22 protein-coding genes are annotated in these 24,046 nt (G+C 70.9%); 13 read left to right on the top strand and 9 right to left on the bottom strand.

The genetic code is table 11. The features are described from left to right. Positions 1-93 precede the first annotated feature (93 nt). The 3 genes from M3666_RS05545 to M3666_RS05555 form a co-directional block, all read right to left on the bottom strand. Positions 94-639, bottom strand: a complete 546-nt coding sequence (locus M3666_RS05545; RefSeq protein WP_251154697.1) for a PH domain-containing protein — start codon at positions 637-639, stop codon at positions 94-96. 212 nt (positions 640-851) lie between these two features. Continuing rightward, the gene (locus M3666_RS05550; RefSeq protein ID WP_251154698.1) at positions 852-1,328 is read right to left on the bottom strand and encodes a peroxiredoxin; all 477 of its coding nucleotides are present in this window, start codon (positions 1,326-1,328) and stop codon (positions 852-854) included. A gap of 69 nt (positions 1,329-1,397) precedes the next feature. After that, positions 1,398-3,080 (bottom strand): ABC transporter family substrate-binding protein, encoded by a 1,683-nt coding sequence (locus M3666_RS05555; RefSeq protein ID WP_251154699.1) that lies wholly within the window; start codon positions 3,078-3,080, stop codon positions 1,398-1,400. 144 nt (positions 3,081-3,224) lie between these two features. Between M3666_RS05555 and M3666_RS05560 the strand changes: the two genes are divergently transcribed. The 3 genes from M3666_RS05560 to M3666_RS05570 are packed head-to-tail and all read left to right on the top strand — an operon-like array spanning position 3,225 to position 7,373. Next, positions 3,225-4,208: an ABC transporter permease gene (locus M3666_RS05560; RefSeq protein WP_251154700.1), complete on the top strand. Its 984-nt coding sequence runs from the start codon at positions 3,225-3,227 to the stop codon at positions 4,206-4,208. 1 nt (position 4,209) lies between these two features. Beyond that, positions 4,210-5,238 carry an ABC transporter permease gene (locus tag M3666_RS05565; RefSeq protein ID WP_251154701.1) on the top strand — a complete coding sequence of 343 codons (1,029 nt, stop codon included), beginning with the start codon at positions 4,210-4,212 and terminating at the stop codon, positions 5,236-5,238. Further along, complete coding sequence (locus M3666_RS05570; protein ID WP_066652812.1) at positions 5,235-7,373, top strand: ABC transporter ATP-binding protein; 2,139 nt, start codon at positions 5,235-5,237, stop codon at positions 7,371-7,373. The genes M3666_RS05565 and M3666_RS05570 overlap by 4 nt, the downstream gene beginning before the upstream one ends. A gap of 52 nt (positions 7,374-7,425) precedes the next feature. On the opposite strand, the gene M3666_RS05575 is transcribed toward M3666_RS05570, so the two are convergent. Continuing rightward, entirely contained in the window at positions 7,426-7,965 is a 540-nt protein-coding gene (locus M3666_RS05575; RefSeq protein WP_251154702.1) for a GNAT family N-acetyltransferase, read from the bottom strand. Beyond that, positions 7,962-8,711 carry a CPBP family intramembrane glutamic endopeptidase gene (locus tag M3666_RS05580; RefSeq protein ID WP_251154703.1) on the bottom strand — a complete coding sequence of 250 codons (750 nt, stop codon included), beginning with the start codon at positions 8,709-8,711 and terminating at the stop codon, positions 7,962-7,964. The genes M3666_RS05575 and M3666_RS05580 overlap by 4 nt, the downstream gene beginning before the upstream one ends. Before the next feature lie 139 nt (positions 8,712-8,850). On the opposite strand from M3666_RS05580, the gene typA reads away from it, so the two are divergent. The 7 genes from typA to M3666_RS05615 all read left to right on the top strand — a co-directional run bounded on the left by typA (position 8,851) and on the right by M3666_RS05615 (position 16,957). Then, positions 8,851-10,773, top strand: a complete 1,923-nt coding sequence (gene typA / locus M3666_RS05585) for a translational GTPase TypA (RefSeq protein ID WP_251154704.1) — start codon at positions 8,851-8,853, stop codon at positions 10,771-10,773. Between the two features lie 109 nt (positions 10,774-10,882). After that, positions 10,883-12,076 (top strand): amidohydrolase, encoded by a 1,194-nt coding sequence (locus tag M3666_RS05590; protein ID WP_066652826.1) that lies wholly within the window; start codon positions 10,883-10,885, stop codon positions 12,074-12,076. Between the two features lie 75 nt (positions 12,077-12,151). Further along, a complete protein-coding gene (locus tag M3666_RS05595; RefSeq protein WP_066652830.1) occupies positions 12,152-12,691 on the top strand; it encodes a hypothetical protein in 540 nt (179 codons plus the stop codon). 19 nt (positions 12,692-12,710) lie between these two features. Beyond that, positions 12,711-13,976: a PIG-L family deacetylase gene (locus M3666_RS05600; protein ID WP_251154705.1), complete on the top strand. Its 1,266-nt coding sequence runs from the start codon at positions 12,711-12,713 to the stop codon at positions 13,974-13,976. A gap of 37 nt (positions 13,977-14,013) precedes the next feature. Continuing rightward, complete coding sequence (fdxA, locus tag M3666_RS05605; protein WP_209683649.1) at positions 14,014-14,331, top strand: ferredoxin; 318 nt, start codon at positions 14,014-14,016, stop codon at positions 14,329-14,331. A gap of 14 nt (positions 14,332-14,345) precedes the next feature. Next, complete coding sequence (gene dapC, locus M3666_RS05610; RefSeq protein WP_251154706.1) at positions 14,346-15,464, top strand: succinyldiaminopimelate transaminase; 1,119 nt, start codon at positions 14,346-14,348, stop codon at positions 15,462-15,464. Positions 15,465-15,658: 194 nt separating this feature from the next. Continuing rightward, positions 15,659-16,957 (top strand): citrate synthase, encoded by a 1,299-nt coding sequence (locus M3666_RS05615; protein ID WP_081984701.1) that lies wholly within the window; start codon positions 15,659-15,661, stop codon positions 16,955-16,957. A gap of 521 nt (positions 16,958-17,478) precedes the next feature. Here the strand turns inward: M3666_RS05615 and M3666_RS05620 are convergent. Beyond that, positions 17,479-18,300, bottom strand: a complete 822-nt coding sequence (locus M3666_RS05620; protein ID WP_251154707.1) for an alpha/beta hydrolase — start codon at positions 18,298-18,300, stop codon at positions 17,479-17,481. 25 nt (positions 18,301-18,325) lie between these two features. Continuing rightward, the gene (dapD, locus tag M3666_RS05625) at positions 18,326-19,294 is read right to left on the bottom strand and encodes a 2,3,4,5-tetrahydropyridine-2,6-dicarboxylate N-succinyltransferase (protein WP_251154708.1); all 969 of its coding nucleotides are present in this window, start codon (positions 19,292-19,294) and stop codon (positions 18,326-18,328) included. A gap of 174 nt (positions 19,295-19,468) precedes the next feature. Between dapD and dapE the strand changes: the two genes are divergently transcribed. Next, the gene (dapE, locus tag M3666_RS05630) at positions 19,469-20,551 is read left to right on the top strand and encodes a succinyl-diaminopimelate desuccinylase (protein WP_066657851.1); all 1,083 of its coding nucleotides are present in this window, start codon (positions 19,469-19,471) and stop codon (positions 20,549-20,551) included. Beyond that, complete coding sequence (locus M3666_RS05635) at positions 20,548-21,786, top strand: hypothetical protein (RefSeq protein WP_251154709.1); 1,239 nt, start codon at positions 20,548-20,550, stop codon at positions 21,784-21,786. Before dapE ends, M3666_RS05635 begins: the two co-directional genes overlap by 4 nt. Here the strand turns inward: M3666_RS05635 and M3666_RS05640 are convergent. Next, positions 21,765-22,907: an AI-2E family transporter gene (locus M3666_RS05640; protein WP_158407733.1), complete on the bottom strand. Its 1,143-nt coding sequence runs from the start codon at positions 22,905-22,907 to the stop codon at positions 21,765-21,767. The two genes, M3666_RS05635 and M3666_RS05640, sit on opposite strands and share 22 nt — an antisense overlap. Positions 22,908-23,052: 145 nt before the next feature. Between M3666_RS05640 and M3666_RS05645 the strand changes: the two genes are divergently transcribed. After that, positions 23,053-23,223: a DUF3117 domain-containing protein gene (locus M3666_RS05645; protein ID WP_017887054.1), complete on the top strand. Its 171-nt coding sequence runs from the start codon at positions 23,053-23,055 to the stop codon at positions 23,221-23,223. 173 nt (positions 23,224-23,396) lie between these two features. Here the strand turns inward: M3666_RS05645 and M3666_RS05650 are convergent, their stop codons facing one another. After that, on the bottom strand, positions 23,397-24,029 hold the full coding sequence (locus M3666_RS05650) for an O-methyltransferase (RefSeq protein WP_066652851.1): 633 nt from the start codon (positions 24,027-24,029) through the stop codon (positions 23,397-23,399). Between the last annotated feature and the right edge of the window lie 17 nt (positions 24,030-24,046).

The raw sequence follows: 24,046 nt of genomic DNA on the forward strand, positions 1-24,046 counted from the left end.
CGCGGTCCCGCCACGCGCCTCCCGTCCGCCGACGGGATGATCCGGAGGCTCGACGCGGTCCCGCCACGCGCCACCGGGCCGTTGCGTGCTCGTCTAGAGCTGTGCGCCGGCCATCGACGCGGCGACACCGAGCACGATCATCGCCGTGACCGTCCACCCGTGCACGCGGTGGACGATGGTCGCGGCCTCGACGGTCGCCGGCGGCGGTCCGTCCTGCACGACCGGCGCCGGCACGTGCGCGCGGAGGACGTCTGCGGCCTCCCGCACGTCGGCGGCCGTCGTCGCGCCGTCGCCCGGCCGACGGATCCCGAGCGCGGCGGTCGGCCGCGTCGCGAGCCAGGTGCGGCGGACGCCCTCGGTCGTGACCACCTCGATGCCGTACTTCGTGCGGACCTCCTGCACGCGGCGCCAGGGGTAGGTGCTCGTGCGGCGGACGTCGACGATCGTCAGCGTCTCCTCCGTGAGCTCGAACCGCGGGCGCCAGAGCACGGCCCACGCGATGAACGCGGTGAAGACGCTCGGGACGGGGACGAGCAACGGGTTGCCGCCGGTCAGGAGCGCGAGCGGCACCAGCACGACCGCGACGACCCACAGGACGACGGCGAACAGGCGCATCCGGGGCGCGACGACGGTGCTCATCCAGGCCATCGTAGGGGAGTGGGCGGGGTCGAGAGCGCCTCCCCGGGGACGTCCGGGAGCGGGTGTGACACACCTGCGCGTACCGCCGGACGACCCGGTTCCCCGGAGAGGCGGGTCCGTTGCGGACCTCGTCCGTCCATGGTCAGCACCGCCACGCCCGGGTGTCAACACCCGGTGCCCGATCTTCAGGAACGCTGGTCCGTCCCGCGCGGTCAGACGAGTCGTTCGACCTGCTCGCGGATGGTGTCGGCCTTCGGGAAGCGCAGGCCGACGAGCCCGACGTGGCGCCAGCGGACGATGCCGTCGGCATCGATGACGAAGACCGAGCGGCGGAGGCCGATGCCCGGCGCACGGACGCCGTAGGCCCGCGCGACGTCGCCGCCGGTGTCGCTCAGCAGCGGGAAGGTGAGGGACGCACCGCGGGCGAAGTCCTCGTGCGAGTCCAGTGCCTGCGGGCTGACACCCCAGACGACGGCCCCGAGGTCGGTGAACTCGTCGAGCTCCTCCTGGTAGCTGCAGAGCTGGGCCGTGCAGACGGGCGTGGCGTCGCCGGGGTAGAAGGCGAGGACGAGCGGACGGCCGATGACCGCGGACAGGGCGTACTCGTCGTCCGTGCGGGTGCCGTTCCGGACGACGAGTCCGGGCAGGGAGAAGTCGGGCGCGGTGTCGCCCGGCTCGGGGATGCTCATGCCCTCACAGTAGGACAGGGAACGGGCCCGGTCGCGTGGTGCGACCGGGCCCGTCCTGGTGTCGTGCTGCTACTTGGTGAACCCGACCTTGGTCCAGTCGATGTTCTGCGCGCCCGCGAACGCGCCGTAGTTGGCGAGCTTCGGGTTCTGCGCGACGAGGGCAGGCTTCGCGGTGATCGGCATCGAGTGCCCGATCGCCCAGACCTGCTTGTCGACCTTGTTCCAGATCGCGTTCGCCTTCTCGGTGTCCGGCTCGGCGACCGCCTGCGCGATGAGCTTGTCGATCGCGTCGTCACCGATGCGGCCGTAGTTCTGACCGGTGTCGCCGGTTTGGTAGATCGACGCGCTGCTGGAGTGGAAACCGGTGCCGCCCCAGACGAAGATCGTCATGTCGTAGTTGCCCGGCGTGACGTACTGCTCGAAGAAGTCGTCCACCGCGACGGACTTGAGCTTCAGCTCGATGCCGACGTCCTTGAGCTGCTGCTGCATCACCTCGGAGAGCTTCTGCGACGAGGTCGCACCCGACGGGATCGTGATGGACAGCGAGAGCGTCTTTCCGCCCTTCTTGCGGTACTGGCCGTCGGTCTTCCAGCCGTCGTCGTCGAGGATCTTCTTCGCCTTCTCGACGTCGAAGGTGCCGTTCGGGTCGGTGTTCGCCTCGTAGCCGTCGTCGGTCGACAGGAAGACGTGGTTGTCGAGCGTGCCGAGCTTGTACGGCAGGGTCCCGCCGATGACCTGCGCCAGCGCTTCCCGGTTCACCGCGTGCTGGATCGCGAGTCGGAGCTGCTTGTCCTTGAGGATGCCCTTGGACGAGAAGTCGACGTGCGTGTACTGCGCCGAGGTCGAGGCGTAGACCTTCGAGTTCTTGGCGTCCTTGACGCGGTCGAACCGTTCCGAGGTCGTCGTCAGGACCGAGTCGATCTCCTTGTTGAGGTAGGCGTCGACGTCCGCGTTGCCGTCGAGCGACCGGAAGATGACCTGGTCGAGCTTCGGCTTGTCACCCCACCAGTTCTCGTCGGGGACGATCGTCACGGTGCCGGCGGTCTCGTCGAGCTCGGACACCTTGTACGGGCCCGAGGAGACCGGGACCTTGCCCTTGTACGCCTCGTTGAACTGCTCGGGGGTTCCGGTCTGGCTGGCCGGGTAGAGCGGGGTGAAGAGCGACTTCCAGTCGGAGAACGGCTTGTCGAAGACGACCTTGACGTCCTGGTCGGACGACCCCTTCGTCACCGAGGCGATGTCCTCGTACCCGGTGGTCGACCCGACCAGGTAGTCCGGGTTCGTCCCGTTCAGGGCCTTCCACTCGTTCTCGAAGTCCTTCCACGTGATGGGGGACCCGTCGTTCCACTTCGCCTTCGGGTTGATCTCGTACTCGATCGTGAGCGGGTCGTCGCTCGTCGCCTCGGCCTTGGAGACGTAGTCGGTGTCGAGCTGCGGGGCGCCCTTGCCGTCGATCACGTAGATGAACGGCATCGTCGCCTGTTCGATCGTGGAGGCGTCGACCAGGGCGCCGTCGACCTGGTTGTAGTTCCACTGGGTGATCCACTGCGAGATCGGCAGGCGGAGCGTGCCGCCGTCCTGCAGGTCCGAGACGGGCTGCTCGTTGATCTGGGCCGAGGTGGGCAGGGTCTTCTTGCCCGAGTCGTCGGAGCCGCTGCCGGACCCACCGTTGGATCCGTTCGAGCAGCCGGTGGCGACGAGAGCGAAGCCGGCGAGTGCCGCCGTCAACGCCAGGACTTTCCTGTGCTTCATGGTCTTCCCCTCGTGAAGTTGTGGATCACCATACGGCCCCCGCGCGGGGGCAGTCGACCCGTTCTGTTGCAAACACCAATTCGTTACGCGGGGAGTGGCGGGATGTGATCTCCCGGAAACAAATCGGGTCGTATGGTGTTCCGCATGACCCGCTTCCTGGCGCGTCGACTCGTGTACTACGTCGTGCTCGTGTTCCTCGCCACCTCGCTGACGTACTTCCTGGCCTCGGCGACGTTCAGCCCCCGATCCGTCTACGCAGAGCGCAACCCGGCCCCGCCTGCGGCCACCATCGACAAGAAGCTCGACGACATCGGTGTCAACGACAAGACGCCGATCGTCGTGCGGTACGGGCACTGGCTCGGCGACGTCGTGCAGGGAGACATGGGGCGGACGATCCAGGACCGCCCCGTGACCGACCAGTTCTGGCCGCGCCTGGGGGTGAGTCTCCGCCTGCTGCTGGTGGGCACGATCGTCGGCATCCTGCTCGGGGTGCTGCTCGGCGTCTGGAACGCCGTCCGGCAGTACCGGATCTCGGACCGGGTGAGCGCGATCATCTCGATCGTGCTCATCTCGACACCGGTGTTCCTGACGGCCGTGTTCCTGAAGATCGGGGCGACGAAGCTCAACCAGGACACCGGGACCCAGCTCATCAACTTCACCGGTGAGGCCACCCCGGGGCTCAGCGGGAGCTGGATCGACCTGTTCTTCGACCGCGGCGTGCACCTGCTCCTGCCGACAATCTCGATCGCACTCGGGCTCATCGCGATCTACAGCCGGTACCAGCGGGCGACGATGCTCGACGTGCTCGGTTCGGACTTCCTGCGGACCGCGCGCGCGAAGGGCCTGACGAAACGGCAGGCGACGTTCAAGCACGGGCTCCGGACGGCGCTCCTCCCGATGACGACCCTCTTCGCCTACGGCTTCCTGGGCATCCTGACCGGAGCGATCTTCACCGAGAAGATCTTCGGGTGGAACGGCCTCGGTGCGTGGTTCATCGACTCGGTGAACAACAACGACGTGAACGCGGTCACGGCGTACTCGCTGTTCGCGTCGGTGATGGTGCTCATCGCCGGGTTCCTCGCGGACACCCTCACCGCCGTCCTCGATCCCCGCGTGCGGAGGAACTGACATGACCGACACCCGGATCGAACCCGTCGACGGCACGACCGTCGGTCGGTCCGACACACCGTTGCCCGGCAGCCCGAAGCCCGGCGGGAAGCAGCGCAACCGCTTCGTGCAGACCGTCGTCCGCACCTTCATGAACCGCGGGGCCGGGATCGGCCTCGTCGTGATCGTGCTGCTCTTCGCCTTCGCGTTCATCGGGCCGCTCGTGAGCCCGTACGGCTACTCGCAGATCGACTACACCGCGTTCTCGCAGCCGCCGAGCGGGACGCACTGGTTCGGCACGAACGGCATCGGGCAGGACGTCTTCGCGCAGACCGCGCGGGGGATGCAGAAGAGCCTGCTCATCGGCCTGCTCGTCGCGGTGTTCTCGACGGCGATCGCTGCCCTGACGGGTGCCGCGGCCGGGTACTTCGGCGGCTGGGTCGACCGGATCGTGATGTTCTTCGTCGACATGCTGCTCGTGCTGCCGTCGTTCCTCATCATCGCGATCATCAGCCCACGCATCCAGAACTCGGGCTGGATCGTCCTGGTCGCCCTCATCGCGGGCTTCGGCTGGATGATCACCGCCAGGGTCGTCCGCTCGATGACGCTGTCGGTGAAGGAGCGCGAGTTCGTGCGCGCCGCCCGGTACATGGGCATCGGACCGTTCCGGATCATCGTCCGGCACATCCTGCCGAACGTGGCGTCCTTCCTCATCATCGACGGCACGATCCAGGTCGGCGCCGCGGTGTTGTCCGAGACGAGTCTCAGCTACTTCGGCTTCGGCGTGCAGGCACCGGACGTCTCGCTGGGCACGCTCATCGCGCAGAACCAGGACGCCGCGCTCACCAGCCCGTGGCTGTTCTTCTTCGCGGCCGGTGCGCTCGTGGTCTTCGCCATCGCGGCGAACCTGCTCGGCGACGGGCTGCGCGACGCGCTCGACCCGACGTCGGCGACGGGCAAGAAGCAGAAGCGGAGCGGTCGGAAGCGCGACCAGAACCAGGCCGCGGTCGACGCCGCGACCATCACCACGCAGGCAGGGGCCGGCGCATGAGCACCACCACCACGACGACCACCACGACCGAACCGCTGCTCCGCGTCCGCGACCTCGACGTCCGGTTCCCGACCCCGCGCGGCGTCGTGCACGCCGTTCGGGGGGTCGACCTCGAGCTCCGGCGGGGCGAGGTCCTCGGCATCGTCGGCGAGTCCGGTTCGGGCAAGTCCGTCACGAGCATGGCGATCCTCGGACTGCTGCCGGAGACCACGAAGGTCACGGGGTCGATCGCGCTCGAGGGGCAGGAGCTCCTCGGCCGCAGCGACAAGCAGCTGAGCAAGCTGCGCGGAGCCAAGGTCGCCATGGTCTTCCAGGACCCGCTGTCCGCCTTCACGCCCGTGTACACGATCGGTGAGCAGATCGCCGAGACCGTCCGCGTGCACCGGGGTGCCTCGAAGCAGGACGCACGCGCCCGGGCGATCGAGCTGCTCGAGCTCGTCGGCATCCCGCAGGCCGCGCAGCGCGTGGACGCCTTCCCGCACGAGTTCTCCGGTGGCATGCGGCAGCGCGCGATGATCGCGATGGCCATGGCGAACGACCCGGACGTGATCCTGGCCGACGAACCGACCACGGCACTGGACGTGACGATCCAGGCCCAGATCATCGACGTGCTCCGCACCGCGCAGCGCGAGACCGGTGCCGCCCTGGTGTTCGTCAGCCACGACCTCGGGGTGATCGCCGGCATCGCCGACCGCATCGCCGTGATGTACGCCGGGCGGATCGTCGAGACCGCGAGTGCGGACGAGCTGTTCGCCCGACCACGCATGCCCTACACGATCGGCCTCATCGGCGCGCTGCCCCGGCTCGACGAGTCGAGCGGCGAGCCGCTGGTCCCGATCCCCGGGTCGCCGCCGTCGCTCATCGGGCTGCCCGACGCCTGCCCGTTCGCCGACCGGTGCCCGCTCGCCGCCGCCGTCTGCCGTGGGTCGGAACCGCCGCTCGCCGCGGTCGACGTGGCGGCCGGTGTCCCCGGAGAAGGGCCGGTCGACACCTCGGTGCCGCACGCCGTCGCCTGCCACCGGTACGAGGAGGTCGCCGAGGCCCACGCCGACGCCGGCGCGATCTTCCGGCTGCCCGAGATCCCGGACACCGGCGTCGCGGTCACCACACCCGCCGCCCGCGAGCAGCGCCCCGCCGTCGTCCAGGTCGAGGGGCTGACGAAGACGTTCCCGCTCGTCAAGGGATCGGTGTTCAAGCGCAAGGTCGGCGAGGTCTACGCGGTGGACGGCGTCGACCTCGACATCCGCACGGGCGAGACGCTCGGGCTGGTCGGGGAGTCGGGGTCCGGCAAGTCGACGACCCTGCACCAGCTGATGGACCTCGAGCGGCCCGAGCACGGCACGGTCGAGCTCTTCGGACAGCCGGTCACGGCGTCGAAGCAGCTGCGGCAGCGCATCTCGATGGTGTTCCAGGACCCCGCAGCGAGCCTCGACCCGCGCATGTCCGTGTACGACGTCGTCGCCGAACCGCTCCGGGCCATCGGCGCCTCGTCGGACCGCATCGCCGAGCGGGTGCCGGAGCTCCTCGGGCTCGTGGGGCTCCGTGCCGCCGAGGCCGACCGCTACCCGCACGAGTTCTCCGGCGGGCAGCGGCAGCGCATCTCGATCGCTCGGGCGCTCGCGACCGAGCCGGAGCTCATCGTGCTCGACGAGCCGGTCTCCGCGCTCGACGTGTCGATCCAGGCCGGGGTGCTCAACCTGCTCGCCGACCTCAAGGCACGACTCGGGTTGTCGTACCTGTTCGTGTCGCACGACCTGTCGGTGATCCGGCACGTCGCGGACCGGGTGAGCGTGATGTACCTGGGCCGCACCGTCGAGGAGGGTGCGGTCGACGAGGTCTTCGAGCGCCCGATGCACCCGTACACGGCTGCGCTCATGTCGGCGGTCCCGGTGCCGGATCCCGTCGTGGAGCGCGCACGGCGGACGATCCTGCTGCCGGGGGACCCGCCCAGCCCGACCGAGCGCCCGACCGGCTGCCGGTTCCGCTCGCGCTGCCCGCTCTACGCGATGCTGCCCGAGGCGCAGCAGGCGCGGTGCCGCGACGAGGTGCCCGAGAAGGCGCCGCGCGCCGGCGCGGAGCGCGATCACCGTGCGGCGTGCCACTACCCGGAGCAGGTGCCGCAGCTGGTCGCGTGACCAGCCGACGGACGGAAGGCGCGGTGCCGGTCGGTACCGCGCCTCCCGTCCGTCACCGGCCCACGTCCCGGTCTGTGCGCGACCACACGGTGAGGTCGACCACCGACCCGTCACCGAGGAACCCGGCGCGCCGCAGCGTCCCCTCGGGGACGAAACCGGCTCGGCGCGCGAGGGCGAGGGACGCAGCGTTGCCCGGTGCGATCCGCAGCTCCACGCGACGGAAGTCCGCCGACGTGACGAGGTGGTCCGCCAGGGTGCGGACGGCTGCCGCGGTCCCACCGGTGCGGCGCCGATCGGGCACCGACCAGTAGCTGAGTTCGCAGCTCCGGGCCCGGCGGTCGACACGTCTGACCTCGATCGACCCGGCCAGACCACCCGCCCACTCGATGGCGAGACGGAGGCCGTCGCCGGATGCGCGGAGCGCCGCGGCCTCGTCGGCCCAGGCTCCGTACGCCTCGGGCGGCAGGCCCCGCGGGACCGGGAGCCAGCGGCAGATCTCGTCGTCGCGGTAGGCCGCCGCGATGGCGACGCCGTCGGCGGCCGTCAGGTCGCGCAGTCCACCGGGCAGTCGACCCCACCTCGGTGCGCTCACCGGAACAGTCCCGGGAACGCCTGGGCGACGAAGGGGTAGCCCACGAAGACGACGGCGTCGAGCAGGCAGTGCGTGATGACGAGCGGGAGCAGCCGCCCCCACCTCGTGTAGATCCACCCGAACACGACGCCCATCACCGCGTTCCCCACGAACGCCCCGAACCCCTGGTACAGGTGGTAGCTCCCGCGCAGGACCGCGGTCGACAGGATGACCTGCCACCGCCCCCACCCGAGCCCGCCGAGTCGCTCGTACAGGTACCCGATCACGATGACCTCCTCCTGCAGCCCGGACCGGACGGCCGAGAGCAGCAGGACGGGGATCGTCCACCAGTAGGTGTTCAGCGCCGCCGGGTCGACGTCCACCGTGACGCCGAGTGCGCGACCGGTGAAGTAGAGCGCGAGTCCGGGGATGCCGATGCCGAGCGCGATGAGGGCTGCTCCGCCGAGGTCCGGCCGCGCCCGGAACCGGTCGATGCCGAGCCGGTGGAGGTGCGGGCGCCTCGCGCTCCAGAGGAGGTAGCAGACCAGCGCGACCGGGGCCAGGTCGACCGCGATGCCGACGAGCTGCCGCGCGAGGTCGACGTACTGCACGGTCGTGGTGGACGTGTTCAGCGCCGTCGACTGCTCGCCGAGGGGCGTCGTCTGCGACAGGTCGTCGATGATCTGGAGCACCGAGTACAGGGCGCTGCCGCCCAGTGAGAGCATGAGGACGATCGTGATCTCGGTCCACGTCCGCCGTCGGGTCATGCGCTGTACTCCTCAGGGTTGCGAACTACCGGTAGACTGGCGTGTCGGGCGTTCCAGCCCACCCACGGGCAGTGCCACCACGGCGCGAGAGCCGCCGTCGGCCGCCCGATCTTCTCCGAACACTTGAAGGATGTCCTGTATGGCGCTCGCCACCCGGTCCGACCTGCGCAACGTCGCCATCGTGGCACACGTCGACCACGGCAAGACCACCCTCGTCGACGCGATGCTCACGCAGACCAACTCGTTCGACGCCCACTTCGAGGGCGAAGACCGGATGATGGACTCGAACGACCTCGAGCGCGAGAAGGGCATCACCATCCTCGCGAAGAACACCTCGGTGCTCTACAACGGGGAGCACGCCGAGGAGTTCAACCCGGGTGGCCGCATCACGATCAACGTGATCGACACCCCCGGCCACGCCGACTTCGGTGGTGAGGTCGAGCGCGGCCTCTCCATGGTCGACGGTGTCGTGCTGCTCGTCGACGCGTCCGAGGGCCCGCTGCCCCAGACCCGCTTCGTGCTGCGCAAGGCGCTCGCTGCGAAGCTCCCGGTGATCCTGCTCGTCAACAAGACGGACCGCCCGGACTCCCGCATCGACGAGGTCGTCTCCGAGTCGCAGGACCTGCTCCTCGGCCTGGCCTCCGACCTGTCGGACGAGGTCGACGACCTCGACCTCGACGCGATCCTCGACGTCCCGGTCGTCTACGCGTCCGGTCGTGCCGGTGCCGCGAGCCGCAACAAGCCGAACGACGGCGAGCTGCCCGACAACGACGACCTCGAGCCGCTGTTCGAGGCGATCCTGCAGCACGTGCCGGCGCCGACGTACGACGACGAGCACCCGCTGCAGGCGCACGTCACCAACCTCGACGCCTCGCCGTTCCTCGGCCGCCTCGCGCTGCTCCGCATCTTCCACGGCACGATGAAGAAGGGGCAGACGGTCGCATGGGTCAAGCACGACGGCACCGTCGCGAACGCCCGCATCACCGAGCTGCTCATCACGAAGGCACTCGACCGCTTCCCGGCCGAGTCCGCAGGCCCCGGTGACATCGTCGCCGTCGCCGGCTTCGACACCATCACCATCGGCGAGACGCTGTCCGACCCCGAGGACGTCCGCCCGCTGCCGACCATCACGGTCGACGACCCCGCCATCTCGATGACCATCGGGACGAACACGAGCCCGCTCGTCGGCAAGGTCAAGGGCCACAAGCTGACCGCGCGCATGGTCAAGGACCGCCTCGACCGCGAGCTCATCGGCAACGTGTCGCTCAAGGTGCAGGACATCGGGCGTCCGGACACCTGGGAGGTCCAGGGCCGTGGTGAGCTGGCGCTCGCCATCCTGGTCGAGCAGATGCGCCGCGAGGGCTTCGAGCTCACCGTGGGCAAGCCGCAGGTCGTCACGAAGCGTGACGAGAACGGCAAGCTCCAGGAGCCCTACGAGCACATGACGATCGACACGCCGGAGGAGCACCTCGGCGCGATCACGCAGCTCATGGCCGCGCGCAAGGGTCGCATGGAGAACATGACGAACCACGGCACCGGCTGGATCCGCATGGAGTTCATCGTGCCGTCGCGTGGCCTCATCGGCTTCCGCACGTCGTTCCTCACCGAGACCCGTGGCACGGGCATCGCGAACGCGATCTCGCACGGCTACGACGACTGGGCGGGCCCGATCCAGACCCGCATCAACGGCTCGATCGTCTCCGACCGCGCCGGTGTCGTGACGCCGTTCGCCATCACGAACCTGCAGGAGCGCATGACGTTCTTCGTCAACCCGACGGAGGAGGTCTACGAGGGCATGGTCATCGGCGAGAACTCGCGCGCCGACGACATGGACGTGAACATCACGAAGGAGAAGAAGCTCACGAACATGCGTTCGGCGAACGCCGACTCCTTCGAGTCGATGACGCCGTCGCGCCAGCTCTCCCTCGAGGAGTGCCTGGAGTTCGCGCGCGAGGACGAGTGCGTCGAGGTCACCCCCGACAACGTGCGCATCCGCAAGGTCGAGCTCGACGCTCAGGCCCGTCAGCGCGCGTACGCCCGCCTGAAGCGCCAGGACGCGTAACTCCGCGACAGCCTGGAGGCACTGCCTCCGTCCGACGGCCCGGTCACCTCGTCGAGGTGGCCGGGCCGTCGGCGTCCGCGCCCTCCGGCTCCGGGGTTACGGTGGACGGGTGACCCTCGATCTCCTCTCCCTGTACCAGGACCTGCACGCCCACCCGGAGCTCGGCTTCCAGGAGCACCGCACCGCCGGTGTGATCGCCGACCGACTGGCCGAGATCGGTGGGATCGAGGTCACCACGGGCGTCGGCGGCACGGGCGTCGTGGGCGTCCTGGCGAACGGCGACGGGCCGGTCGTGTGGCTCCGCGCCGACATCGACGGCCTGCCCGTGCAGGAGCGCACGGGGCTGTCCTACGCGAGCACGCACACCGGCCGCGACGACGAGGGCGTCGAGGTCCCGACGATGCACGCCTGCGGACACGACATCCACGTCACGTGGCTGCTCGGGACCCTCGAGCGCCTCGTCGACACCCGTGACGCGTGGCACGGCACGGTGGTCGCCGTCTTCCAGCCCGCGGAAGAGGTCATCTCCGGTGCCCGCGCGATGATCGAGGACGGCCTGGTCGAGCGCTTCCCGCAGCCGGAGGTCGTGCTGGGGCAGCACTCCGCCCCCGCGCCGGTCGGGATCGTCGCGGTCGGCAGCGGACCGGTCATGGCGTCGAGCGACCGGCTGACGGTCACGTTCAACGGCCGCGGCGCGCACGGTTCGGCGCCGCAGGCCTCGCTCGACCCGATCGTCACCGCCGCGAGCGCCGTCGTGCGGCTGCAGACGGTCGTCTCCCGCGAGGTCTCGCCGTCCGACGCCGGCGTCGTCACCGTCGGCGCCTTCCACGCCGGGACCCGGCCGAACATCATCCCGGACCAGGCCGTCATCGAGATCTCGACGCGCGCTCGGAACGAGGAGACCCGCGAGCGGATCATCGCCTCGATCGAGCGCATCGTGCGGGCCGAGAGCGAGGCGGGCGGCCTCGCCGCGCCGACCATCGAGCGTGCCCCGGGTGCCGAGGTGACCGTGAACGACCCCGAGGCGGCGAAGCGCGTGCTCGAGGCGATCCGTCCCGTCGTGCCCGGTGCGCGCGACCTGGAGATCGGGCTGGCGATGGCGTCGGAGGACGTCGGCCAGCTCGCCACCGCGGCGGGGGTGCCGCTCGTGTACTGGTTCACCGGCATCACCGATCCGGAGCTGTTCCGCCGCGGCGAGGAGATCCCGAGCAACCACTCGCCGTTCTACGCGCCGCAGGCCGAGACGGCGATCCCGGTCGGCGTGGACGCCCTGACGGCAGCCGCCCGCACCTACCTGTCCTGACCGGCGGCGCGGCGGACGGGAGACTTCCCAGGGAACGCACGCCGCGCCTCCCGGCAGTCCACCTAGGGTGTCCGCATGCGCACGACCCGGACCCTCATCGCCGCCGTGACCGCGGGGATCGCCCTCGCGGGCCTGACCGGCTGCTCCGCCGACGCGGTGCGCCAGGCGACCGACCTCGGCTCGTCGGTCGCCTCGAACGTCAGCGAGACCGTGCAGGGCATCGACGGCAAGGCCGTGCAGGACGGCATGGCCTCGGTCGCGGGCGGCATCGACGGCGCCCTCGACGCGGCACTGTCGGGCACGGGCGTGACGAGCGACGGCAGGGTGCCGGACGGCTTCCCGACCCCCGACGTCCCGCTCGTCGACGGAACCGTGCTCGGCGGTGGGGCCGGGCCGAACGGTTCCGGCTGGGTGGTGCAGGTCCGCGTGGCCTCGGTCGACGACTTCGCGGCGGCCGCCGAGCAGCTCGCTGCCGCCGGGTACACCGAGTCCGCGAAGCGTGCGGACACGTCGAGCGCGTTCGGGATGTTCCGCAGCGACGCGTACCGCGTGGTGCTGACGGTGTCCGAGTCGTCGGACGGCGTCACCGCGACGTACATCGTCACGCCCCGCTAGCGAAGTACCCTGGGACGCGATGTCCAAGGCTCCCGCACCGCGTCCCGAGCGCGTCCTGTTCGTGCACGCCCATCCCGACGACGAGACCCTGTCGTCCGGCGGCACCATCGCCACCCTGCTCGAGCTCGGCGCCGAGGTGACGGTGCTCACCGCCACGCGGGGCGAGCGCGGCGAGATGCTCACCGAGGCCCTGGCGCCGCTCTTCGGTGACGGCCCCCGTGTCGCGGCACACCGCGAGACCGAGATCGCCGCCGCGCTGGCCGCGCTCGGCGGTCCGGCACACCTGTGGCTCGGCGGCCGGGGAGCACGTCCCACCGACCTGCCCGAGCGGCGGTACAGCGACTCCGGCATGCAGTGGGGACCGGACGGACGCGCGACGGCCGCCGACGACGCCCCGGCCGACTCGCTCACCGCGGCGGACCTGGGCGAGGTCGTCGACGACGTGCGCGCGGCGATCCGCTCCACCGGCGCCGACGCGGTGGTCAGCTACGCCGACGACGGCGGGTACGGCCACCCGGACCACGTGCGGGTGCACCACGCTGCCCGGTACGCGGCCCGGGCAGAGGAGGTCCACTTCTCGATGATCGTCGACCCGACGTCGGACGAGGTCGACCTGACCGTCGACGTCGTCCCCGTCCGGGCGAAGGTCCGCGCCGCCGTCGAGCAGTACCGGTCGCAGGTCGCCATCGACCCCGTGGACCCGACGGACCCGCAGCGCCTGACCTGGGTGATGCCCCACGGCGTCCGGCAGGAGGCCCCCGCGGTCGAGGCGTTCCGGCACGACGCCGACCCGGTGCCCCACGCTCCCGAGACCTTCGCCGAGCTCACCCCTCAGGGGAAGGTGACGGCGGTCGTCGTCGCGGCGGTCGCCGGGCTCGTCGTCGGAGCACTCGGGACCGTCACGCACCAGCAGCGGCTCGCGGGCTTCCCGGTCGGCATGGTCCTGACGACGCTCATCGTGCTCGGACTCGTGGTGGGACTGCGCCTCCTGTACCGCTCGCGGGCGATGGTCGCAGCGGCCGGCATCGGGATCATCGTCGCGACGCAGGTGCTCGTGAGCGTCGGCGGGCAGTCGTCCCCGCTGGTGCTCGCGAACCTCGCCGGCTACGTCTGGACCTTCGCGCCGGCGGCGATCGCGGCGTTCGCCCTCGCCTGGCCCGACCTGTCGGGGCTGCGAGCCCGCGCCGCGGCGGCGTCGGCGTCCGGAGCCGGAGCCGGGGCCGGGACGGCTGCCGCATCGTCCACGGACACCGCGCGGTCCGGGGCTCCCGGGCGCCGCGAGTAGACTCGACCACGCTCAGTCCGAAGGGAGCACCCGCACCGTGACCTACGTGATCGCCCAGCCCTGTGTCGACGTCAAGGACCGCGCCTGCATCGACGAATGCCCGGTCGACTGCATCTACGAGGGTGACCGGTCGCTGTACATCCACCCCGACGAGTGCGTCGACTGTGGTGCGTGCGAGCCGGTCTGCCCGGTCGAGGCGATCTACTACGAGGACGACCTGCCGGACGAGTGGGCCGACTACTACAAGGCCAACGTCGAGTTCTTCGACGAGGTCGGTTCGCCCGGCGGTGCTGCCAAGGTCGGTGTGATCCACAAGGACCACCCCGTCGTCACAGCCCAGCCCCCGCGCGGCTGACCCCGGACCGCTCCGTGGCGCTCGACCTCCCCGACTTCCCCTGGGACCAGCTCGTCCCGTTCAAGCAGCGCGCAGCGGCGTACGAGGGCGGCATCGTCGACCTCAGCGTCGGTTCGCCCGTCGACCCGACCCCCGAGGTCGTCCGACGGGCCCTGGCGGGTGCCACCGACGCGCACGCCTATCCGCAGGTCGCCGGCACGCCCGCGCTGCGCGAGGCGATCGCCGACTGGTACGGCCGTCGGCAGGGCATCACGCTGACGCCCGAGCAGGTGCTCCCGACCATCGGCTCGAAGGAGTTCATCGCCGGGCTCGCGCTCTGGCTCGGGATCGGCCCGGGGGACACCGTCGTGTTCCCGGAGGCCGCGTACCCGACCTACGAGCTCGGAGCCGCGCTCGTTCGGGCCGACGCGCTGGCATCGGACGACCCCGCCGCATGGCCGGAGAGCACGAAGCTCGTGTGGCTGAACTCGCCCGGCAACCCGGACGGTCGCGTGCTGTCCGTCGAACAGCTGCGCGCCGCGGTCGCACGGGCGCGGGAGCTCGGCGCCGTGATCGTCGGTGACGAGTGCTACGCCGAGCTCGGGTGGGAGCCGCCGTACGACGCGTCGCCGACACCCTCGATCCTCGACCCCCAGGTCGTCGGCGACCGGGTGGACGGTGTGCTCAGCGTGTACTCGCTGTCGAAGCAGTCGAACCTCGCCGGGTACCGTGCTGCCTTCGTCGCGGGGGACGCCGCGATCCTGGCCGACGTGCTGGCGGTCCGGAAGCACACCGGCATGATGCCGCCGCTGCCGGTCCAGGACGCGATGATCGTTGCCCTCGCCGACGACAGGCACGTGCAGCAGCAGAAGGCCCGCTACCGGGCCCGTCGGAACATGCTCCGACGGGCACTCGAAGGAGCGGGCTTCCGGATCGACCACAGCGAGGCCGGACTCTACCTCTGGGCGACCCGCGGCGAGCCCGCGCTCGACACGGTCGGCTGGCTGGCGGAACGGGGCATCCTCGTCGCACCGGGCACTTTCTACGGGCCCGCCGGGGCGGAGCACGTCCGGGTGGCGCTCACCGCGACCGACGACCGGATCGCGGCCGCGGCGCAGCGGCTGGCGAGCACCCGGAGACTGGCCGCGTCCTGATCGAGGTGGGCCGCGCCTCCCGGTCGTGACGAGGGGTGGGACCGCTGTGCGCTCCCCGCACAATCCGTGGAATCCACCAGATCTCCGCCTTCCGGTGGTGCACGACCGACAGTCGGCGCAGTTAGGCTGTCGTCGTGACTGACACTGCCAACGACGCTCAGAAGACGGCCACACCGCCCACCACGCCCGTCCCCGTGAGCCCCGCCGCCGCGGAGTCGACGGAGACGGCGACACTGACGTTCCCGGGTGGCACGGCGGAGTTCCCGATCCTGCCGAGCGTCGACGGCGCGTCCGCCATCGACATCTCCTCGCTGAAGAAGCAGACCGGGCTGAACACGCTCGACTACGGCTTCGTCAACACCGGCGCGACCAAGAGCGCCATCACGTACATCGACGGCGACCAGGGGATCCTGCGCTACCGCGGGTACCCGATCGACCAGGTCGCATCGGGGTGCACCTACCTCGAGGTCGCGTGGCTCCTCATCTACGGCGAGCTCCCCACGAAGGACGAGCTCGACGACTTCGACGCCCGCATCCGTCGGCACACGCTGCTGCACGAGGACCTCCGCCGCCTCTTCGACGCACTGCCGCACTCGGCGCACCCGATGTCGGTGCTGTCGAGCGCCGTGAGCGCACTGTCCACGTACTACGAGGACGACATGGACGTCGACGACCCCGAGAAGGTCGAGCTGCAGACCGTCCGGCTCCTCGCGAAGCTCCCGGTCATCGCCGCCTACGCGCACAAGAAGGCGATCGGGCAGGCGTTCCTCTACCCGGACAACAAGCTGTCGTTCGTCGACAACTTCCTCCGGCTGAACTTCGGCACGATGGCCGAGCCGTACGAGCCGAACCCGGTGCTGTCGAAGGCGCTCGAGCGGCTCCTCATCCTGCACGAGGACCACGAGCAGAACGCCTCCACCTCGACCGTGCGCCTGGTCGGCTCGACGAAGGCGAACATGTTCGCGTCGATCTCCGCCGGCATCAACGCGCTGTACGGGCCGCTGCACGGTGGCGCGAACGAGGCCGTGCTCGAGATGCTGCAGCAGATCAAGGACTCCGGTGAGCCGGTGTCGCGCTTCGTCGAGCGGGTGAAGAACAAGGAGCGCGGGGTGAAGCTCATGGGCTTCGGGCACCGCGTCTACAAGAACTACGACCCGCGCGCGAAGCTCGTGAAGGAGTCCGCGCACGAGGTGCTGCAGTCGCTCGGGGTGCAGGACGACCTGCTCGACATCGCGATGGAGCTCGAGCAGATCGCGCTCGAGGACGAGTACTTCGTCAGCCGCAAGCTCTACCCGAACGTCGACTTCTACACGGGCATCATCTACCGGGCGATGGGCTTCCCGCCGCGCATGTTCACGGTGTTGTTCGCCATCGGGCGTCTGCCGGGGTGGATCGCCCAGTGGCGTGAGCTCAACAACGACCCGCTCAACAAGATCGGCCGCCCGCAGCAGCTCTACGTGGGGCACCCGGAGCGGGACCTGCCCGCTCGCTGACGTCCGGCCCCGGTCCGAAGGCCCGCTCGCGCCCCGCAAGCGGGCCTCTTCCGTCACGCTCGACGGTCGCGAGCCGCGAGCGGGCTATTTCTGTGACGCTCGGCGTCGTCCGGCGACGGTTCCTGCCCGCTCGGCAGGAGACGCGCGGCGTGTCCTGCCCGCTCGGTGACCTGAGCGCAACTGCGCGCGCCGGACGGGAGGCGCGGTGCGGGCTGGCACCGCGCCTCCCGTCCGGTGCGCAGCTCGTTCCTTCCCGACACGCGTGCCATGGCAGGCGGAACCGGGCGTACCTGGTCGATCCTGCGGATCAGGTACGCCCGGTTCTGCTGGGTACGCCCGGTTCTGCTGGGTACGCCCGGTTCTGCTGGGTGCGCCCGGTTCTGCTGGGTGCGCCCGGTTCCGTGAGTGCGCCCGGGGTCCGTCGGTCCCCGGCGGCGTCACCCGGCACGCGGCGAACTCCTCGCGGCGCTCAGGAGCGGCGCTCGGGAGCGGCGGTCAGGCGCCGCGCTCAGGCGCGGCGGTCAGCAGGCGCGGCGCACCGCCGACGGGAACCGGCCCGTCGCCGTCGCCCAGGTCCCGAGCCGGTCGACGGCCGCACGGAACGCGGGCGTGCCCGGTCGGTTCAGGAAGGCGTGCCGATCGGGCAGGACGTGTCGCTCCACCGACGTGCCCGCCGAGACGAGTTCGGCAGCGAACCGCTCGCCCGACGCCCGCATCGCGTCGGACGCGGCGTCGACGACGAAGGCGGGCGGGAAGCCGGTCAGGTCCTGTCCGCCGGCGAACGCCGTCCGCTGCCCGAGTGCCGTCCGGGGCACCGCGTTCCGGTTCGCGACGTCGAGGGCCCACGGGGCGTGCGTCACACGGCGGTGTCCGCGGACGGTGCGCTGCACGGCGCGGTCGCGGGGGAGTCGGGCGTGGTGGAAGCCGTACGCGAGGACGACGCCCTCCGGCGGGTCGCCGGCATCGAGCAGGCCGAGTGTCGCGGCGGACGCGAGGCACGCCCCCGCGCTCGCCCCACCGAGCAGCAGCGGCCCGTCGGTGTGCGCCCTCGTGTGTCGGACCACCGCGAGCACGTCGTCGTGCGCGTGGGGCCACCGCGCCCGGGGCCGAGCCCCCCGGCGTCCGACCCAGGGCAGCCCGGGCAGCGGAGCGAGGCGGTAGTCGACGGTCACGACGGCGAGCCCGTGGGCGGCCACCGCGGTGGCGACGGCGTGCGACTCCGGTTGGTCGAGGCCGCCGCGGAAGAACCCGCCCCCGTGCAACCACACCAAGGTGGGTCGGCCCGGGCGTCCGTACTGCCGGACGGGCACCGGTCCGTGCGGCCCCGCGATCGTCGCCCCCATGCCGTCGGTCTCGTCGGGAGCCGCGCTACGCGTGCAGCGCCGTGTTGAGCTGGATGCCCTGGCCCTGGCGCTGCAGGGCCTCGACCGCACCGGAGAGCGAGTTGCGCCGGAACAGCACGTTCGGCACGCCCGACAGCTCTGCGGCCTTCACGGTGCGCGGCGTGCCGTCCGGGTTCGGTGCGACACCCACCAGGACGACCTTGGTGCCGGCCGTCACGTAGAGTCCGGCCTCGATCACGGAGTCGTCCCCGAGCGAGATGCCGAGGCCGGCGTTCGCCCCGAGGAGCGCCCGCTCGCCCAGCGACACCCGGTGCGTCCCGCCGCCGGACAGGGTCCCCATGATCGACGCACCCCCACCGATGTCGGTGCCGTCTCCGACGACGACCCCCTGCGACACCCGACCCTCGATCATGGCGTCACCGAGCGTGCCGGCGTTGAAGTTCACGAAGCCCTCGTGCATGACGGTCGTGCCGGGAGCCAGGTGTGCGCCCAGCCGCACCCGGTTGGCGTCGCCGATGCGCACCCGGTCCGGCACGACGTAGTCGAGCAGGCGGGGGAACTTGTCGACCGCGTGCACCGCGATGCCCGCGCGCTGCAGGACCGGACGCAGGCGGACGAGGGCGTCCGGGTGCACCGGGCCGGCGTTGGTCCAGGCGACGATCGGCAGGTGACCGAAGACGCCGTCGAGCGAGACGGTGTTCGGCCGGACGTGCAGGTGGCTGAGCAGGTGCAGCCGCAGGTACGCATCGGGCGTGCTGGTCGGTGCGTCGTCGATGACGATCTCGGTCGTCACCGCCTCGATCCGGACCTCGCGCCGGGGGTCGTCGCCGACGTGCGCCTCGAGCTCGGGCGGGAACACCGTGTCGGCCGGACGCGCACCGAGGTGCGTCTCGGGGTACCAGGTGTCGAGGACGGTGCCGTCGGCGGCGATCGTCGCGAGGCCGTGGCCCCAGGCGTGCGTGGGTCGGTCGGTGGCAGCGGTCGCGTCGGTCACGCCACCAGGGTAGCGAGCGGGCCGGTCGGCGACCCGTCCGGGGAGACGGTCTGTGGAGAACGTCGGTGACGCGACCAGGCCGGCCTGGAGGCGCGGGTGCTGTGGACGGATCAGCACCGTCCACCGGTGGTCGCCTCACCGTCCGCTGAGGGACGCGGCCGGTACGCTGACCGCATGCCGGAGCAGCTCGACCTCACCGCCTCGTCCATCGACATCACGCGCGCCGTCTGCGACATCGAGTCGGTGTCGGGGAACGAAGGACCCCTCGCCGACGCGATCGAGGCGGCGCTGTCATCGCTGCCCCACCTCGACGTCGTGCGCGACGGCGATGCGATCGTGGCACGCACGCAGCTCGGTCGCGAGCGCCGGGTCGTGATCGCCGGGCACATCGACACGGTGCCGCTCAACGGCAACCTGCCCACCGAGTTCCGGACCGCGGACGACGGCACCGAGATCCTCTGGGGTCGCGGCACGGTCGACATGAAGGCCGGGTGCGCCGTGCAGCTCAAGCTCGCGCACGACCTGACCGAGCCGAACGTCGACGTCACGTGGGTGTTCTACGACCACGAGGAGGTGAGCGACTCCCTGAACGGCCTCGGTCGGCTGGCGCGGACCCGTCCCGAGCTGCTCGCGGGCGACTTCGCGATCCTCGGTGAGCCGTCGGGGGCCCAGATCGAGGGCGGGTGCAACGGCAACCTCCGCGCCGAGGTCCGGACCTCCGGCAAGCGCTCCCACAGCGCACGCAGCTGGATCGGCGACAACGCGATCCACAAGACCGCACCGATCCTGGCGACGCTCGCGGCGTACGAACCGCGCACCGTGACGGTCGACGGGCTCGAGTACCGCGAGGGGCTCAACGCCGTGGGCATCACCGGCGGGATCGCCGGCAACGTCATCCCGGACGAGGCCATGGTGCACGTGAACTACCGCTTCGCGCCGTCGCGCAGCGCGGACGAGGCGGTCGCGCACATCCGAGAGCTGTTCGCCGGGTACGACGTGCAGATCGTCGACCTCGCCGCCGGCGCCCGCCCCGGGCTCGACGCGCCGCTCGCGCAGCAGTTCGTCGCAGCGGTCGGCGGCCCGGCCCCGCGCCCGAAGTACGGGTGGACCGACGTCGCCCGCTTCTCGGCGCTCGGGGTCCCGGCGGTCAACTACGGTCCCGGCGAGCCGGTCTTCGCCCACCACGACGACGAGCAGGTCCCCGTCGACCAGATCACCGCGGTCGAGGACGGCCTGCGTCGGTGGCTGACGGCGTGACCACCGGCCCCGCGCGCACCGTCGCGGGGCTCCACGGCGCCGGCCGCTGGCGCGCGCGCTACCGGCTCGTGCCCTGGTGGGTCCGGGTCACCGTCGTCTACGTGGTCGCGCGTCTCGTGACGGGGGCGGTGCTCCTGGCCTTCGCCGGTGTGCAGACCGCCAACTCGTTCACCGGTGCGCGTCCGTCGTACCTGTCCTTCGCATCGATCTGGGACGGCGCCTGGTACCGGGTGATCGCGTCGAACGGGTACCCGTCGACCCTGCCGGTGGACGCCGCGGGCCACGTCACCGAGAACGCGTGGGCGTTCATGCCCGCGTACCCGTTCCTCGTCCGAGGGCTCATGGTGCTGACCGGGGCGTCGTTCGAGGCCGTCGCGGTCACCGTGTCGCTGGTCGCCGGGTGGGGCGCTGCGCTGGTGTTCCGACGGCTGATGGGCCGCTTCCTCGACGACGGCCGGGCGACGTTCGCCACGGTGCTGTTCTGCGTCGCGCCGGTGTCCGCCGTGTTCCAGGTCGCCTACGCCGAGGCGATGGGGCTCTTCCTGCTCCTGGTCGCCCTGCTGCTGATGGTGGACCGCCGCTGGTGGACGATGCTGCCGGTCGTGCTGCTGCTCGGGATGACCCGACCGACCGGGCTCGCGTTCGCGTTCCTCGTGGTGCTGTTCCTGGCCGCCTGGACGATCCGGCCGTCATGGGTGCGCGAGGTGGAGCGGCCGACCCTGCGCACCGCTCTGCCGCCACTCGTCGTGGGTGCGGTCTCGGGGCTCGTCGGACTCGCCTGGCCGGCGATCGCGTGGGCGGTGACCGGGGTCCCGAAGGCGTACACCGACACCGAGCTCGCCTGGCGGTCGTCGTACATCGGGTGGCGGGAACTCGTCCCGTTCGCGCCGTGGATCCAGGGCGCCGGCTGGTGGTTCGGGCAGCCGGCGGGCGCGATCCTGCTCGCCGTGGCGCTCGTCGGGTTCGCGGTGTTCGTCGCGCACCCCGCCGTGCGGCGCGTCGGCCTCGAGCTGCGGTTGTGGGGCGTGGCCTACGTCGTGTACCTGCTCGCCGTGTTCTTCCCGCAGTCGAGCACCTGGCGCATCCTGCTGCCGATCGCGCCGCTCCTCGGCATCGTGGCCCTCCCGCGGTCGTCGGGCTACCGGGTGCTGGTGGTCGCGGTCGGTCTCGGTCTGCAGTTCGTCTGGCTGTACACCTGCTGGTGGGTCGACGGCTACGACTGGACGCCGCCGTGATCGACCTCGCGGTCGTCTGAGTCCTCGGCGGCGGGTGTCGCCGAGGGGTCCTCGCCCGGGCGCCAGTCGGCCGCGGCGTGCACCATCGCGTTCACCGTCGCGATGAACGGCACGGCGAAGAAGGCTCCGACGACGCCGGCGATCGTGGTGCCCGCGGTCACACCGAGCACGACGCCGAGCGGGTGCACCCGGACGGCCGAGCCGGTCAGGAACGGGTGCAGCACGTGGCTCTCGAGCTGCTGGACCACCACCACCACGGCGAGCATGACCAGCGCCGGCACCAGTCCGTTGAAGACCAGCGCGATGAGCACGGCGACGATGCCGGCGACGATCGCCCCGACCACCGGGACGAACGCGCCGAAGAACACGATCACGCCGATCGGGACGGCGAGCGGGAGGCCGAGCGCGAGCGCGCCGATGACGATGCCGAGTGCGTCCGTCACCGCGACGACGAGCTGCACGCGGATGAAGCTGGTGAGGGTCTTCCACCCCGCCTGACCCGCGGCGTCGATGCGTCCGCGCGAGCGTCGCGGGAAGATCCGCACCACCCACGACCAGATCCGGCGGCCGTCGATGAGCACGAAGATCGTCGTGAACACCACGATGAACAGCCCCTCGAGCGCGTGCACCAGCCCGCTGCCCGCCTCGGCGGCCCCGGACAGGATCGACGCGACGTGGGTCTGCAGGAACTTCGTCGCCTCCGCCAGGTACTTCGTGACCTGCGCCGAGGTGATGCCGAACGGCTCGGACGCGAGCAGGGTCTGGAAGGTCTGCACGTTGCTCGTCAGTCGACGCTCGAGCGTCGGCAGGTCGTAGCGGATCTGCGCCGTCACGACGAGCGCCAGGACACCGAGGACGACCACGACCGAGATGCAGGCCGTGAGCACGGCGAGCCACTTCGGCCACCGGTGACGTTGCAGGAACGCCGAGAAGGGGGCGAGCAGTGCGCAGACGAGCAGCCCGACCAGGAACGGCACGAGGATGTCCTGCAGCAGGACCACGAGGGCGACGACGACGGCGAGGGCAGCCACCACCACGAGGAAGCGCCACGAGAACGCTCCGGCGATGCGCATGCCCCTCGGCACCGCCTCGACGACCGGATCGACCTGTGGACGCAGCATGGAGCGGATGTTCGGCACACGCCAAGGTGACCACCCGGAGCCGCGAGAACGTCGCATTCCGACACCCCCAACCTGGGCGGTTTCGCAGTTGCCCCCTCGGTACGGGATAATGGGCCTGCATCTTCTGCACGAAAGGGGACATCTGATGGCAGCGATGAAGCCGAGGACCGGTGACGGGCCGATGGAGGCTGTCAAGGAGGGTCGACTCATCATCGTGCGGGTTCCGCTCGAAGGTGGAGGCCGCCTGGTGGTCTCGGTCAACGACGCCGAGGCCAAGGAACTCCACGACGCACTGGCAGAGGTCGTCTCCGCCTAGTCCGTCGACGCACCACGACGAGAGGCCCGGAGCGCGTACGCTCCGGGCCTCTCGTGTGCGTCGTGGCCGACGGAACCGGCAGACCGGGCCGCGACGTCCGTCGATCCAGGACGTCCATCGGATCAGGATGTTCGGCGGTCCAGGACGTCCGCCGGGTCAGGACGTCCGGCGGGTCAGGCCGAGACCTTCGTCATCTGCAGCAGCCCGTCCCCGGCGGGGGAGAGCGCACTCCGCACCGCGCCCGAGGTCGAGACCTCGGTGAGCAGCAGTCGGAAGTCCGTCGTCGCGCGGTCCCGACGCACCGGGTCCGCGACGCGACCGCGCCAGAGCGCGTGCGGCACGAGCACGGTGCCCCCGACGCGCGCGAGGCGGAGTCCGTGCTCCACGTACTCGATCACGTGCTCGGGGTCGGCGTCGACGAGGACGACGTCGTACGACGCCTCGTTCATCCGGGGCAGCACCTGGTTCGCCCGACCCGGGATGAGCCGGACGCGCGAGGGTGCCGTGCCGGCGGCGACGTAGGCGTCACGGGCGTACTGCTGGTGGTCGACCTCGACGTCGATCGTCGTGAGGGTCGCATCGGGCGCGCCGCGCAGCAGGTAGAGTCCCGAGACGCCGAGCCCGGTGCCGATCTCGATCATGCTCGTCGCGCGCGATGCCGCTGCGACCACGGCGATCTGGGCGCCGATCGCGGGGGAGACGGCTTCGACCCCGAGTTCGAGGGAGTGCTCTCGCGCTCGCGCGATCACCTCGGGCTCCGAGACGATGTCCTCGGCGAACTTCCAGTTCGACTCTTTCTCTGACACGCACACTCCGTTCGGGA

Source organism: Curtobacterium sp. ODYSSEY 48 V2 (assembly GCF_023712625.1).
GTDB lineage: Bacteria > Actinomycetota > Actinomycetes > Actinomycetales > Microbacteriaceae > Curtobacterium.

Excerpts from the sequence above, each read along its gene's own strand:
- M3666_RS05580 (WP_251154703.1), bottom strand. The coding sequence starts at position 8,711 with ATGACCCGACGGCGGACGTGGACCGAGATCACGATCGTCCTCATGCTC.
- M3666_RS05595 (WP_066652830.1), top strand. The coding sequence starts at position 12,152 with ATGCGCACGACCCGGACCCTCATCGCCGCCGTGACCGCGGGGATCGCC.
- M3666_RS05640 (WP_158407733.1), bottom strand. The coding sequence starts at position 22,907 with ATGCTGCGTCCACAGGTCGATCCGGTCGTCGAGGCGGTGCCGAGGGGC.
- typA (WP_251154704.1), top strand. The coding sequence starts at position 8,851 with ATGGCGCTCGCCACCCGGTCCGACCTGCGCAACGTCGCCATCGTGGCA.
- M3666_RS05565 (WP_251154701.1), top strand. The coding sequence starts at position 4,210 with ATGACCGACACCCGGATCGAACCCGTCGACGGCACGACCGTCGGTCGG.
- M3666_RS05620 (WP_251154707.1), bottom strand. The coding sequence starts at position 18,300 with ATGGGGGCGACGATCGCGGGGCCGCACGGACCGGTGCCCGTCCGGCAG.
- M3666_RS05645 (WP_017887054.1), top strand. The coding sequence starts at position 23,053 with ATGGCAGCGATGAAGCCGAGGACCGGTGACGGGCCGATGGAGGCTGTC.
- M3666_RS05545 (WP_251154697.1), bottom strand. The coding sequence starts at position 639 with ATGAGCACCGTCGTCGCGCCCCGGATGCGCCTGTTCGCCGTCGTCCTG.
- dapE (WP_066657851.1), top strand. The coding sequence starts at position 19,469 with ATGCCGGAGCAGCTCGACCTCACCGCCTCGTCCATCGACATCACGCGC.
- M3666_RS05555 (WP_251154699.1), bottom strand. The coding sequence starts at position 3,080 with ATGAAGCACAGGAAAGTCCTGGCGTTGACGGCGGCACTCGCCGGCTTC.
- M3666_RS05560 (WP_251154700.1), top strand. The coding sequence starts at position 3,225 with ATGACCCGCTTCCTGGCGCGTCGACTCGTGTACTACGTCGTGCTCGTG.
- M3666_RS05550 (WP_251154698.1), bottom strand. The coding sequence starts at position 1,328 with ATGAGCATCCCCGAGCCGGGCGACACCGCGCCCGACTTCTCCCTGCCC.
- M3666_RS05600 (WP_251154705.1), top strand. The coding sequence starts at position 12,711 with ATGTCCAAGGCTCCCGCACCGCGTCCCGAGCGCGTCCTGTTCGTGCAC.
- M3666_RS05570 (WP_066652812.1), top strand. The coding sequence starts at position 5,235 with ATGAGCACCACCACCACGACGACCACCACGACCGAACCGCTGCTCCGC.